The organism is Parvibaculum sp., from assembly GCF_039973015.1.
Classification (GTDB): domain Bacteria; phylum Pseudomonadota; class Alphaproteobacteria; order Parvibaculales; family Parvibaculaceae; genus Parvibaculum.
This window is the reverse complement of the sequence record NZ_JBDWLT010000012.1, coordinates 51,893-65,396: the sequence shown is the minus strand read 5'-3', so window position 1 is coordinate 65,396 and position 13,504 is coordinate 51,893. Positions and strand designations below refer to the sequence as shown.

The following is a 13,504-nucleotide window of genomic DNA, read 5'->3' as shown; positions in this document are numbered from 1 at the left end:
CCCCCCGCACGCAAGGCAAAACCGGCGAAAAGCCCTCGCGAAAAGCCCTCGCGAAAAGCCCAAGCTTTCGCCATATTCCGCATCCATATTACACTTGGGGAAACAGCCACAGACTTGACGCTGACAAAGGAAAAACATGACGGGTACGGCGCTTTTCCTCGGCACCACAGGCATGCTCTCCGCCGCCGCGCGCCATGCCGCCGGACTGGCGGAAAAATCCGTCCTCGTCTCGCGCAACGCGGGCAGCTTCTCCTTCGGCGACGAGGCGCTCGATGCGAAATGCGAGCGCCTGCCCCTCTCCTATGAAGACGAGCCCGCGCTTCTCGCCGCGCTTGAGGAACACGCGCCCTTCTCCCTCGCCCTCACATGGATACGTCCCCGTGCGGAGCTTCTGCGCGCCGCGCTCGATGCGCTGGTCGCGCCCGGCGGCACTCTCATCGAGGTGATGGGCAGCCGCTCGATCCTCGCGGGAAAAGACGGCGAGCCCTCCATCGCCTCTATCCGCGCCGAGGCCCTCGCCCATCAGCCGGATATTTCATATGCGCAGGTCGTGCTCGGCTTCGTGCGCGAGAACGGCGCCTCGCGCTGGCTCAATCATGAAGAGATTTCGGCGGCCGCCATCGCCCAGATGGAAATGCCGCTGCCGCGCCGCATCGCCGGCACGCTGGAGCCCTGGGACGAACGCCCGCGCTGACCTTCGCGCTCCTACCGCCGATACCACCCGAACGGCCTGAGCGCAAAATGCAGCGCCAGCCCGAGCGCAACGAGAAGCGCGGCGGCGATGAACCTCATCCAGATGAAGCTGAACGCCATATGCGCCGGAAAGACATGCGTCTTCGCGACCGAGCCTTCCTTGAGATCGCGAAGCCGCTCCGCTTCCGGCCCGGTGATGACCTCCAGCAGGTCGCGCAGGCTCCGGTAGCGCATCACCGCCACCACATCCCATGTGTGATGCCCTTCCGGTTCGATGAAGCTCGCGAAGGGCCGCACCATGAAGACGGGAAACGAAGCGCGGCGCAGAAGCGGCGGCAGGATGGCGCGGTTGTACTCTTCCTCCGCCGCGAGGTCCGCCGGCTCGTCGATCAGGTTCACCATCAGGAATTCATTGCCGTCATCCTGCTTCATCCACGTCTCGAACTGTCCGCGGACGTGAAGCGTGCCGTCGCCCGGCCCGATCTCGTCGAAGCGCGTGAGATAGTGCTGGATTTCCGTCTCCGAAAGCGGCCGCCCGGCGCCGCCATACCAGAACCAGAACACGGCATAGAGAGCCGCGAGAACGGCAACGAGAATATGGAGACCGGTGATGCGCTTCATGTCTTTCCTCCTGAAACGGAGGAAGTCTATGGCCCGTCCATTATATTGGCAATATGAATGTCAATAGATGGTTCAGGCGAGCTTCGCTCTAGCCTTCTGCACCAGCCCCATGAGGCGCGGATCGGCCTTGATCCACCGCTTCGCCGCAAGCCCCGCGCGGATTGCCGCCGCCGCGCCATGTCCCGCAAGGCTCGCCCCCGCGATCATGTTGCGCATTTCCATCGGCGCGTCGCAGAAGCTTTCCTTGTAGGCCGCATAACCCACCGAAAGATCGTAGGTCGCGATGCCGCGGTCGATGCTCGATTGCAGCAGCTTCAGCAGATGCAGCCGCCCCGGCGAGAGCTTCGGCAGCAAATCATGGTCATAGGTATGCACCATCAGCGTGTTGCGGCCGTGCCAGACATGGGAAACGCTCCCCGACAGGAATTGACCGTCGAGCCTGAGTTCCGCCGCTTCGATCAGGCGCCGCTCCTCCGGCAGCGCGGCAAGATCGTGCCAGGCCGCGAGATAATTCTCCTCCTCGAAGATCGACGAGATGCCCTGCGCGGAAAGCTGCGCCGCCTTGCGCGCGAGAATGCTCTGTGTCATCGCCACGCGCTCTTCCGCCGTCTCCGCAATGCGGAACGACACATCGCCCGCCGCCTCCAGCTTGCGGAATTTCGAGCGGTCGATGCGCCGCGTCTCCGGGCGGTAGCGCTGCGAAAATTCCTCGAATGTCGATGGCAGGCCGAAGACATAGGCCGCGTCCGGCGCGGGCGATGCCGCAAGCCCCGCAAATGGATTGGCGAGCGGCGCGCCCGGCGTGCCGAGCGACACCGGCTGGCTGTCCAGCATCACGAGGTCGTGGCGCGGCAGCGCCCGGCGGACCTGCCGCCACAGCATCGCAAAGCCGTCCCCGGATGCATCGTTGAGCCGCGCTTCATAGTCATGCGCGAGAAGCGGCCCCTTGTAGTCGGCGAGCCGCCCGCCCAGCCAGACGAGACGCCGAAGGCCGAAGCGGCGCTCGATGCCGAGCGGCGCCAGCATCAGCGGCGCTCCCTGCCGCGCAACCACGGCGATGGCGGGCTGAACGCCCAGCCCCTCGCCCACATGCCTGTGCCAGGTGGAAAGCCAGTCGAATGTCTGGAAGGCCGTGCCCGCCGCGCGCGCCTCGAAATCGCGCCAGACAGGCTCCGCCGCCTCGAAACTCTCGTAAAGCGTGACCCCCGCCGCATGGGCAAGGCGGGCGTCGTATCCCGCGCGGAACCGGGCCGTCGTCCCTTGAGGCCGCGCCCGTACAAAACGGGACGGATTTTCCAGGGACTTTTCGCTCGAAATACTCATCGTTCGCTCCTGAGACAGTCCCGGATGTGACGGGCACGATCCGTCCCCTTTCGGGACAGCCGGGTATGTTCAGGAACAAACCACGCAAGCTTCCGGCCAGAAAACTGGCAAGAAAACCGGCCAGAAAACCAGCAAGAAAAACCGCCAATTCACGCGGCTTTCGGCGGTCTTACCCCGCCTTGTCCGTCTCGACGGCCTGCCGCTCATAGACCTCCACGCGCACACGCTCGATCAGCGTCGCCGTCGCCTCGCTCGATGCGCCGATGGCGCGCAGCACATGGCCGGAAAGCTGCAACGAGGCTTCGAGCGCCTCATGCACGACTGCCGTCGCACCCGCCTCTTCGAGTTCGAGCATGTGTTCGCGGTCGCGCGCCCGCGCATAGACCGGGATCGTCGGCCACTTCGCGCGCAGCGCCTTCACGAGCCGGCTTGCCGCCGCGCTGTCATCCAGCGTCACCACGATGGCGGAGGCCTGCGCCGCGCCCACGCGCTCCAGCATCTCGGGCCGCGCCGCATCGCCGTAATAGACGAGTTCGCCGCGAAGCCGCGCCATGCGCGAGCGCATCGGATCGAGGTCGAGCGCGACGAAAGGCAATTGCTGCTCGCGCAGAAGCCGCCCGATGGTCCGCCCGACGCGCCCGTAGCCTGCAATGATGACATGCGACTCGAGCCCCTCCACCGATCCGTCGGCATCGCGCTCCCGGTCGCCTTCCAGGCCGTCGAGCCGCGTCTGCAACCACGCCCCGAGCACCGCCAGCAGCGGCGTCAGCGCCATCGACACGGCGGCCGAAAGCTGCACCACATGCGCAACGGTGAGCGGCACCACGCCGCCCTCCACCGCCCCCGATATCACCACGAAGGCGAACTCGCCGCCCGATGCGAGCAGCAGCCCCGTGCGCGCCGAACAGATACGCGATTGCCCGAACGACATGGTCAGTGCCGCGATGATCAGCACCTTGAGCAGGATGAAAACCGCAATCAGCCCCAGCACCGCATCGAAATTGCTGCGCAGCACGGAGAAGTCCATGCCGATGCCGACGCTGATGAAGAAGAGCCCCAGCAGCAGCGCCTTGAAGGGCTGGATATCCGTTTCGATCTGCGGCCGGAATTCCGTATCGGAAAGCAGCAGCCCCGCCAGAAACGCCCCCAGCGCCATCGAAAGCCCCGCCGCCCCCGTCGCGGTTGCGGTAAGCAGCGCGGCAAGCAGCGACAGCGCGAGAAAGAGTTCCGGGTTCTTCGTGCGCGCGACCACGCCATAGATCCAGCGCAGGAAATAGCGCCCCACCGTCAGAATGAGCGTGACCGCCACCGCCGCCTTCAGCACCGCCATTCCCGCGAGGCTGAAAATATTCACATCTTCGCCGCCCTGCGCATAGGCGCTGAAGATCGACACCATGACGAGAATGGGAACGACAGCAAGGTCCTGCATCAGCAGGATCGAAAAGGCGATGCGCCCCGGCTGCGCGGCAAACTCGCCCCGCTCGATCAGCAATTGCGTCACGATGGCGGTCGAGGAAAGCGCCAGCGCAAAACCGAGAATGGTCGACGCCGGTCCCGAGAGCCCCGCCAACATGAACAGCCCCGCCAGCGCCGCGCCGCAAACGACGACCTGCGCTCCGCCAAGTCCCAGCACCAGCGTGCGCATGGAGCGCAGCCGCTGCCATGAGAGTTCGAGCCCGATGGTGAAAAGCAGGAATACGACGCCAAGCTCGCCGATCTGCGAAACGCCCGGCGCATCCTCGATCAGCGCGATGCCATGCGGCCCGATCAGCGCCCCGATGAAGAGATAGCCGAGAACCGTACTCGCGCGAAACCAGTGGAACAGAGGCATCACGGCAACGGCAGCGATCAGGAAGACGATGACCTCCTTGAGGTAGGGAACATGGATGCCCCCCGCCACCGCCTCCACGGCCGCCCCCGCACTCAGAACCTCGTTTTCCACTGTCACCTCGCCGCTCGCCTGTCCGTCGGCAGCGTAACCCAAAAATTTGCTGCGATGCGGGGAATCCCGCGGGATTCTTGCCATATACCGCGGTCCACCCTATATGCCTTTGACGAGGGACCGGGGGCGGACCCAGCAGAACAGGAAGGCCTGCATCGATATGCGGACAGGAAGCCGTGTAACCCGCAGCGATAAATCGTGCTCCCTCGCCGGCGGCGAGGCCCACGGAAACGCCGCCGGTGATGCAAATGCCTGACATGTCCTGGTTCTATCTCGCGGGCGGGCTCGTCCTGCTCATCGTCAGTGGCGACTTCCTCGTTCGCGGCGCCACCGCCCTTGCCGCGCGCTACGGCCTCTCCCCTCTTCTCATCGCGCTCACCATCGTTGCCTTCGGCACCTCCGCGCCGGAACTTCTCGTCTCCGTGCGCGCGGCTCTTTCCGGCGCTCCCGGCATCGCGCTTGGCAATGTCGTCGGCAGCAATATCGCGAACATCCTGCTGATCCTCGGCCTTCCCGCCCTGATCATGCCCATTGCCTGTGTGGGCCGCACCGTGCCGCACAACATGCTCATCATGATGGCGGCAAGCGTCCTGCTCATCGTGCTCTGCTTTATCGGCCCTCTCGGCTTCTGGCAGGGCATTCTCCTTCTGTCCCTGCTCGCCGCCTATCTCGTCTATTCGGGCTGGGATGCGCGCATGAACCCGCACTCTCCCTCGCCCCTTGCCGCCGGAGACGACACGCTCCCCGTCCCCGGCACGCCTTGCGATGCCTTCGCGCAGCCCGATATCGATACCCATGACCTCCCGCATGGCGACCTGCCCACGGAAAACCTCTCGCGCCGCGCCATTGCGCTGAGACTCCTGATCGGCCTCATCGGCCTGCCTATCGGCGCGCGCTTCGTCGTCGATGGCGGCACGGAAATCGCGCAGGTCTTTGGCGTCTCCGATGCCGTGATCGGCCTCTCCCTGATTGCCGTCGGCACCTCGCTGCCCGAGCTCGCGACATCGCTCATGGCCGTCTTCCGCCGCAATGACGATGTGGTGGTGGGAAACATCATCGGCAGCAACATCATGAACATCCTCGCCATTCTCGGCGTGACCTCGCTGATCGCCCCGCTGCCCGTCTCGCCGGACTTCCTGACCTTCCATCTCTGGGTGATGCTCGGCTCCGTTGTCATGCTGCTGCCCTTCACCATGACGGGCGGGAAAGTCGGGCGCGGAGCAGGCATCTTTTTCCTTCTGGCCTATGGCGCCTATCTCTATGCCATGTTCTCCCTCGGCCACGCGCCCGGCGTTCTTTGAGCGTTCTTTGAGCGTCCTTTGAGCATCATCTGAGAGATACGGATTTGAGCGACAGCAAAACCGCACTTGTCACGGGAGCCGCGCGCCGCATCGGGCGCTCGATCGCGCTTGCGCTCGCCGAAGAGGGCTGGTCCATCGTCCTCCATCATCACAGCTCGATGGATGATGCCGCCGCCGTCGTGAAGGAAATCGAGGCACTGGGCAGCAAGGCCCTCGCCCTCAATGCCGATCTCGCAAAGCCCGCCGCCGCGGGCGATCTCATCTCCCGTGCGCGCGAAGCGTTCGGTCCCGTCTCGCTTCTCGTCAACAACGCCTCGCTTTTCGAGCGTGACGATGTGCGAGGTATGACGGCGGAAAGCTGGACCGCGCATATGGATACCAACCTGCGCGCACCCGCCTTTCTCTCACAGGCTTTCGCCGCGCAGCTGCCGGAAGGCACACCCGGCAATATCGTGAACATTATCGACCAGCGCGTCTGGGCCCCGACACCGCATTTCTTTTCCTATACGATCAGCAAGATGGCGCTCTGGGACATGACGCAGGTCATGGCGCGGTCCCTCGCACCCCATATCCGTGTAAACGCCATCGGCCCCGGTCCGGCGCTGGCCAATCCGCGCCAGTCGGCGGCAGATTTCGAGAAACAGACAAGAGCCACGATTCTCGGGCGCGGCACCACGCCGGACGAGATTTGCGCCGCGGTTCGGTTTATTCTCGCCTCGCCTTCCATGACCGGGCAGATGATTGCACTCGATGGCGGCCAGCACCTCGCCTGGGAAACCCCGGACGTCACCATTCCCGAGTAGAGTGCGAACAGGGACAGTTGAATGAGTCAGCCGGATAATATTGCACCTCTGAAGATCGCGAATGCCGAGCGGGCGATCCGCCATGTCTTCATCCGCGACCTGCTGCTCGATGCGCATATCGGCGTCTACAAGCACGAAAAGGGCGGCACACAGCCGGTTCGCGTCAATATCGACCTCACGGTCGCCGAAGCCGCGCATGGCGACAGCCTCGACAATGTCGTCTGCTACAAGACCGTGGTCGACCAGATCAAGGCGATCGTCGCCGAAGGCCACCTGAACCTCGTCGAGACGCTGGCCGAACGTATCGCCGGATCATGCCTGGAAGATGCAAGGGTCCGGGTGGCACGGGTCCGGGTAGAGAAGCTTGCCGCCATCGCGGAAGCCGTCAGTGTCGGTGTCGAGATCGAGCGTGTGCGTCATCATTCCTGAAGCTGCAAGGTCACGAAAAACCGGCAATGGAATCAACAGTTTGGGGATTCCAAATGCCGCACACGGAAGGTTTGTGCACAGCAATGCCGGGGCTCGGATTTGCCTCAGCTCGGGGCCTGAGTCCCGGCCGAATCGGCTCTGGCCGGGTTCCATAGGTCAGAAAAACCCATATGTTTCAACGCCTTAAAACGAGACAGGTTTTAACCCGGCGTCACAAATCCTAATTATTACAAGACGTTGACAGTTGGAGGCCGGATCGGACCCCAACTCTTTCAACAAACTTATCCACAGGCTGAGCAACATGTTCCTGCCCCAGCCCGGCAGGGTGTCCGCGGAAACCCGCGAAACCTGTAGCGGTGTTATACAAACCAGATGAACGAGACCGACGAGACATCCGGCGATGCGCCCGGTTCCGGCCCCCCATCCAGCTCCGAGGCCCCCGCCTCCGGCCCGTCCGGTGCTGCCCTGATCGCCGAAAAGGTCAAGCTCCTGCCCGACAGCCCGGGCGTCTATCGCATGTATGACGAGAAAGGCGAGCTTCTCTATGTGGGCAAGGCCCGCAGCCTGAAGAAGCGGGTCGCGAGCTACACCAAGCTTGCCGGTCATTCCAACCGCATTGCCCGCATGATCGCCACCACGGCGCAGATGGAGTTCATCTCCACCGCCACCGAAACCGATGCGCTCCTCCTCGAAGCCAACCTCATCAAGCGCCTGAAACCGCGCTACAACGTGCTGATGCGGGACGACAAGTCGTTCCCCTACATCCTGCTGACCGGCGACCATGCCTTTCCGCAGGCCGTGAAGCATCGTGGCTCCCGCTCGCGGCAGGGTGACTATTTCGGCCCCTTCGCCAGCGCGGGCGCGGTCACCGCCACATTGAACGCCCTTCAGAAGGCCTTTCTGCTGCGCTCATGTTCCGACAGCGTCTTTGAGAGCCGCACCCGGCCCTGCCTCCTCTTCCAGATCAAGCGCTGTAGCGCGCCCTGCACGGGAGAAATCGGCGAGGCGGGATATGCCGAACTCCTGAGCGAGGCGCGCGCTTTCCTGAAAGGGCGCAGCCGCAAGACCCAGCAGCAGCTCGCCGCCCTGATGGACGGCGCTGCGGCCGATCTCGATTTCGAGCGCGCGGCGATCTATCGCGACCGCATTCGCGCCCTCACCCAGATCCAGCAGCATCAGGGCATCAACCCGCAGACCGTCGCCGAAGCGGATGTCTTCGCGGCCTGGTCGGAAGGCGGCCAGACCTGTGTGCAGGTCTTCTTTTTCCGCGCCGGTCAGAACTGGGGCAACCGCGCCTATTTTCCGCGCCACGACAAGGAACTCTCCGTTGAGGAAGTACTCGACGCCTTCCTCGCACAGTTCTACGAGGACCGTCCGCCACCGCGCATGGTGCTCCTGAGCCATGAAGTACCGGGAAGTAGCCTCCTTGCCGAGGCGCTCACCATTCGCGGCGGGCGAAAGGTCGCCGTCGGCGTCCCCCGGCGCGGTGAAAAGCGCGAGCTTATCGATCATGCGCTCACCAATGCACGTGAGGCGCTGGGCCGCCGCCTCGCCGAAAGCTCGACCCAGCGCAAGCTTCTTGAAGGCGTTGCCGAAGCCTTCGGCCTCGAACAGCCGCCATCCCGCATCGAGGTTTACGACAACAGCCACATTTCGGGCACGAAGCCGGTTGGCGGCATGATCGTCGCGGGCCCCGAAGGCTTCATGAAAAACCAGTACCGGAAGTTCAACATCAAGGGCGAGGACGTCGAGCCCGGCGACGACTACGCCATGATGCGCGAGGTGCTGACCCGCCGTTTCACCCGCCTCCTCAAGGAAAGCGGAGCCACGCCGGATAGCGAATCCCAGTGGCCGGACCTCATCCTGATCGACGGCGGCGCCGGGCAATTAAAGGTCGCGCTCGATGTGCTGAACGAACTCGGTATTGCCAATGTAACGGCGGTGGGCGTCGCCAAGGGGCCTGAACGCGATGCCGGCCGTGAGCGCTTCTTCATGGCGGGCCGCGCGGACTTCATGATGGAACCGCGTAATCCCGTCCTCTACTACCTCCAGCGCCTTCGCGACGAAGCTCACCGTTATGCCATCGGCAGCCATCGTGCGCGCCGTTCGAAAGCCATTGGCGTCAATCCGCTGGATGAGGTTCCCGGTATCGGCCCTGGCCGCAAGCGGGCCCTGTTGCAGCATTTCGGTTCCGCGCGCGCCGTCGCACGTGCGGGCCTTTCCGATCTCGAGGCGGTGGATGGCATCAGCGCCAAGGTAGCGCGTGCCATTTACGATCACTTTCACGGAAATCCGGACGGATGACCGCCGGATGATCGTTAAAGTGCAACCAATGACTGCACCCACGGATTTTAGTGAATTGCACTGCCTCGAATGTGCTTCCCCCCCCTCGCTACATCGTCGTGAGGAAAACGGTCCGGTCTATAAAGCGACGAGCAGATTTTCATGACCGGATGGAAGCGCCCGGCGATTCCATCCGGTCACGATCTGCTCTAAGCTGGCGCGATCAAACCGGAGCTGACTGCGAATGGCGACCAATCTGCCGAATTTGTTGACTTATTTCCGTATCGCATTGGTGCCCGCCATTGTCGTGTGTTTCTACATGCCGGGCGACGCCGCACACTGGACGGCGCTTGCGCTTTTCATCATCGCGGCCATCACCGATTTCTTCGATGGCTATCTCGCCCGCGCATGGGAGCAGCAATCCAATCTCGGGCGCATGCTGGACCCGATCGCGGACAAGCTGCTCGTAGCGGTCGTCCTGATCGCGCTCACCTGGCAGGATGTCATCGCGGGCTTCTCGCTCTGGGCCGCGATCATCATTCTCTGCCGCGAAATTCTCGTATCCGGTCTTCGCGAGTTCCTTGCAGAGCTGCGCGTCAGCGTTCCCGTGACGCAGCTCGCAAAATGGAAGACGACGATCCAGATGGTCGCCCTCGGCTTTCTGCTCGCCGGTCCCGCCGCCGACAAGATCATGCCGGGCACGATCGAAGCAGGCATCACGCTCCTCTGGGCTGCTGCCATCCTGACGCTCTACACTGGCATCGACTATTTCCGCGCGGGCGTTAAGCACCTCGGCGACGACAAGCCGGAGAAGACGCCGCCAGCCCCGCCCACGGCGGCTGCCGCAGAACGGGACGGCCGGATGTGAGACTGCTCTATTTCGCCTGGGTGAAACAAAAAGCCGGCGTCTCGGAAGAAGACGTGACGCTGCCCGGCGAAGTGCGCGACGTCTCCGGCGTCATCTCATGGCTGAAAACGCGCGGTGAAGGCTACGAGGCAGCCTTCGCGGACCTCTCAGTCATCCGCTGCGCCGTCGATCAGGAACATGGCGATTTCGGCACCTCCGTTCTGGGCGCCACCGAGATCGCCTTCTTTCCTCCCGTTACCGGCGGCTGATCCGATGATCCGTGTCCAGGCCGAAGATTTCGACATCGGCGCGGAGGTCGCAGCCCTTGTAAAAGGGCGTACCGATATCGGCGCGGTTGTCACCTTCTCCGGCCTCGTGCGCGATGCGAATGGCGGCACCGTCGCCTCGATGGAGCTGGAACACTATCCCGGCATGACCGAGAAGGAACTCGCCCGCATCGAGCAGGAGGCCCGCAAGCGATGGCCGCTTCAGGCAAGCCTCGTCATCCACCGCGTCGGCAAGCTTATGCCCGGGGATAACATCGTCCTCGTCGTCACCGCCTCCCCTCACCGTCAGGCCGCCTTCGAGTCAGCCTCGTTTTTGATGGATTACTTGAAGACCCGCGCCCCCTTCTGGAAACGTGAGGATAAAGAGGGCGAAGCGCATTGGGTCGATGCCCGTGAGAGCGATGGCGCCGCAGCAGCCAAATGGGGTTTGTGACGGTTTTGTTACGTTTTGATGACAGTCGGGCCCGTTTGTCCCCGCTTTTCTGTCCCGGTCCATCCGCCGGCCAGCAAAAAGGGCGGCCCGAAGGCCGCCCCTGATTGCTCTCGCCCTGGCGAAAAACCTAGCCGTTCACAGCCTTGGCGCGTGTCTGATGCGCATGAACCGCGGCGATATAATCTTCATGCAGATTGTGCGAAATCTCGCCCGGCGTGAATTTGTGCGGCCCGATCTCGCCAACCGGCGTCACTTCCGCAGCAGTACCTGTAATGAAGCATTCCGAAAAATCGGAAAGCTCTTCCGGCTTGATGTGCCGTTCGATCACTTCATAGCCGCGCGCCTTCGCAAGTCCGATCACGGTCTGGCGTGTGATGCCGTCGAGGAAACAATCGGGTGTCGGCGTATGAATGACGCCATCCTTGATGAAAAAGATGTTTGCGCCCGTAGCTTCCGCGACGTAGCCGCGATAGTCGTACATCAGCGCGTCGGCGTACCCTTTGTTCTCTGCCGCATGCTTCGAGATCGTGCAGATCATGTAAAGGCCTGCCGCCTTTGCCATCGATGGCGCGGTTTCAGGCGACGGACGCTTGTACTGCGCGATGTCGAGACGAATACCGGTCTTGCGCTGCTCGGGATCGAAGTAGGAAGGCCATTCCCACGCAGCAACAGCGAAGTTGATCTTGTTCTTCTGCGCACTGACACCCATCATCTCGCTGCCGCGCCACGCCACCGGACGAAGATAACCGTCGGTCAGCTTCTGCGCCCGCACGGCTGCGATGCACGCTTCGTCGATCTCTTCGACGCTATAGGGAATCTTGAAGCCGAGAATGTCGGCTGACTTGATCAGGCGTTCCGAATGCTCGCGCAGCTTGAAAATTTCGCCGCCATACATCCGGCACCCTTCGAATACGCAGCTTGCATAATGCAGCCCGTGCGTGAGCACATGCACCTTGGCATCCGCCCAGGGAAGAAGCTCTCCATTGAACCAGATGAAGCCGTCGCGTTTGTCGAAGGGAATGTCTGCCATGACCCTGATTTCCTGGTGTATTTCCGAAGCTTCCGGACAAGGCCATGCGGCACGCCGGAGTTCACGGGCCCCTTTCACGGGAGAATTTGCCGGAGACAGCTTTCTCGGGCGAACATCCTTATATTGGTTGGCAGATTCGACCTGCCCGTCTTGGACGCCCATTCTGTCTCATGCAGTCTGCAAGAGGTAGCATTTAGCGGAAAATATGTCAACATGGCTGACATAAAATGGTAGCACCTGTGAAACCGCTCGGAAAAGCGGCACTTTCCCGCCCCTTAACAGGGGCGGACCGCCTGACAGAGGCGATAGAATTGTTGTTCTTCGCCTATCGGGACTTCATTAGCGACCCCGACGAAATTCTCGCTCAGTACGATTTTGGCCGCGCTCATCATCGCGTGGTCCATTTCGTGGGACGCAATCCCGGCATCACAGTGGCGGAACTCCTTAACATCTTGAGGATCACAAAGCAGAGCCTCGCCCGCGTATTGAAGCAATTGATTGAGCGTGGCTTTGTCGAGCAGGAAACGGGAAAACAGGACCGGCGGCAACGGCTTCTATATCTCACGGCATCCGGCCGCGAGCTTGAGGAACGCTTGGCGGCACCGCAGCGTGACCGCGTTGCAGCCGCGCTCGCAAAGGCCGGACCCGGCGCAGAAGACGTATGGCGAACGATTATGCTCCAGCTTGTAAACGATGAAGACCGGGCCGAAGTGGAACACCGTATCGCCAGGGCCGCGGCTGGGCAGCGCTGACATGGGCGGCGGAGAACGCATGGCACACGCCGATGACGCGACAGGGATAAACCGCCAGGAGGGCGCGAGGATCGCGCCCGCCGATGACGCGCCACATATCCTGATCGTCGACGATGACAGGCGTATCCGTGAGCTTCTGAAGCGCTATCTCTCCGACAGCGGCTATCGCATAACCACTGCTGAACATGCAGCAGAAGCACGGGCGCGGCTTCAAGGCATGTCTTTCGACCTTCTCGTCCTCGACGTAATGATGCCCGGCGAGAGCGGTCTCGATCTCACGCGCGATCTTCGCCGCACGTCCAATGTTCCCATCCTCATGCTGACAGCGCGCGGCGAAGCGAGCGACCGCATTGACGGCCTGGAACGTGGCGTGGACGACTACCTCGCAAAACCCTTCGAGCCGCGCGAACTTCTGCTTCGGATCGGCACCATCCTTCGCCGCACACAGGCGCCGGGTATGCGCAAACATGACGAACTTTCACTAGGCCCCTGCCGTTTCAACGTCACACGCGGCGAACTCTGGGACGGCGACCGCCAGATCCGGCTAACCACACGCGAAGTGCAGCTGATGCGCATCTTCGCAGCAAACCCCGGAAAGCCTCTTTCACGTCTGGATCTTTGCGATAATGAAGCGGCCGAGCGCTCTATCGACGTCCAGATCAACCGTCTGCGCCGAAAACTGGAAGCAGACCCGAAGAATCCGCTCTATCTGCAAACTGTGCGCGGTGAAGGCTACGCACTCATGCCGGATTGACCCCGC

General features: G+C 62.6%; 14 protein-coding genes. 10 read left to right on the top strand and 4 right to left on the bottom strand.

Features of this window, described 5'->3' with window-relative positions; translation table 11 throughout:
• Positions 1-136 precede the first annotated feature (136 nt).
• The gene (locus tag ABJO61_RS14805; RefSeq protein WP_348326672.1) at positions 137-694 is read left to right on the top strand and encodes a hypothetical protein; all 558 of its coding nucleotides are present in this window, start codon (positions 137-139) and stop codon (positions 692-694) included.
• Positions 695-705: 11 nt separating this feature from the next.
• Here ABJO61_RS14805 and ABJO61_RS14800 read toward each other — a convergent pair whose 3' ends face one another.
• From ABJO61_RS14800 to ABJO61_RS14790, 3 genes are all read right to left on the bottom strand, one after another.
• The gene (locus ABJO61_RS14800) at positions 706-1,314 is read right to left on the bottom strand and encodes a hypothetical protein (protein WP_348326669.1); all 609 of its coding nucleotides are present in this window, start codon (positions 1,312-1,314) and stop codon (positions 706-708) included.
• A 72-nt stretch (positions 1,315-1,386) separates the two neighbouring features.
• Positions 1,387-2,637, bottom strand: a complete 1,251-nt coding sequence (locus ABJO61_RS14795) for a GNAT family N-acetyltransferase (RefSeq protein WP_348326666.1) — start codon at positions 2,635-2,637, stop codon at positions 1,387-1,389.
• 169 nt (positions 2,638-2,806) lie between these two features.
• Complete coding sequence (locus ABJO61_RS14790; protein ID WP_348326663.1) at positions 2,807-4,621, bottom strand: cation:proton antiporter; 1,815 nt, start codon at positions 4,619-4,621, stop codon at positions 2,807-2,809.
• Positions 4,622-4,827: 206 nt separating this feature from the next.
• Between ABJO61_RS14790 and ABJO61_RS14785 the strand changes: the two genes are divergently transcribed.
• The 7 genes from ABJO61_RS14785 (at position 4,828) to moaE (ending at position 10,962) form a co-directional block, all read left to right on the top strand.
• The gene (locus tag ABJO61_RS14785) at positions 4,828-5,880 is read left to right on the top strand and encodes a calcium/sodium antiporter (protein ID WP_348326660.1); all 1,053 of its coding nucleotides are present in this window, start codon (positions 4,828-4,830) and stop codon (positions 5,878-5,880) included.
• A gap of 44 nt (positions 5,881-5,924) precedes the next feature.
• On the top strand, positions 5,925-6,683 hold the full coding sequence (locus tag ABJO61_RS14780; protein ID WP_348326657.1) for an SDR family oxidoreductase: 759 nt from the start codon (positions 5,925-5,927) through the stop codon (positions 6,681-6,683).
• 21 nt (positions 6,684-6,704) lie between these two features.
• Entirely contained in the window at positions 6,705-7,112 is a 408-nt protein-coding gene (folB, locus tag ABJO61_RS14775) for a dihydroneopterin aldolase (RefSeq protein WP_348326654.1), read from the top strand.
• A 372-nt stretch (positions 7,113-7,484) separates the two neighbouring features.
• Entirely contained in the window at positions 7,485-9,416 is a 1,932-nt protein-coding gene (gene uvrC / locus ABJO61_RS14770) for an excinuclease ABC subunit UvrC (RefSeq protein WP_348326651.1), read from the top strand.
• A gap of 223 nt (positions 9,417-9,639) precedes the next feature.
• Entirely contained in the window at positions 9,640-10,263 is a 624-nt protein-coding gene (gene pgsA, locus ABJO61_RS14765) for a CDP-diacylglycerol--glycerol-3-phosphate 3-phosphatidyltransferase (protein WP_348326648.1), read from the top strand.
• Positions 10,260-10,511 (top strand): molybdopterin converting factor subunit 1, encoded by a 252-nt coding sequence (gene moaD / locus ABJO61_RS14760; protein ID WP_348326645.1) that lies wholly within the window; start codon positions 10,260-10,262, stop codon positions 10,509-10,511. Before pgsA ends, moaD begins: the two co-directional genes overlap by 4 nt.
• Before the next feature lie 4 nt (positions 10,512-10,515).
• Entirely contained in the window at positions 10,516-10,962 is a 447-nt protein-coding gene (moaE, locus tag ABJO61_RS14755) for a molybdopterin synthase catalytic subunit MoaE (protein ID WP_348326642.1), read from the top strand.
• Between the two features lie 127 nt (positions 10,963-11,089).
• Here the strand turns inward: moaE and ABJO61_RS14750 are convergent, their stop codons facing one another.
• Positions 11,090-11,992: a branched-chain amino acid aminotransferase gene (locus ABJO61_RS14750; protein ID WP_348326640.1), complete on the bottom strand. Its 903-nt coding sequence runs from the start codon at positions 11,990-11,992 to the stop codon at positions 11,090-11,092.
• A 227-nt stretch (positions 11,993-12,219) separates the two neighbouring features.
• Between ABJO61_RS14750 and ABJO61_RS14745 the strand changes: the two genes are divergently transcribed.
• Both ABJO61_RS14745 and ABJO61_RS14740 read left to right on the top strand, forming a co-directional pair.
• Positions 12,220-12,744: a MarR family transcriptional regulator gene (locus ABJO61_RS14745; RefSeq protein ID WP_348326638.1), complete on the top strand. Its 525-nt coding sequence runs from the start codon at positions 12,220-12,222 to the stop codon at positions 12,742-12,744.
• A gap of 19 nt (positions 12,745-12,763) precedes the next feature.
• On the top strand, positions 12,764-13,498 hold the full coding sequence (locus ABJO61_RS14740; RefSeq protein WP_348326636.1) for a response regulator: 735 nt from the start codon (positions 12,764-12,766) through the stop codon (positions 13,496-13,498).
• Positions 13,499-13,504 lie beyond the last annotated feature (6 nt).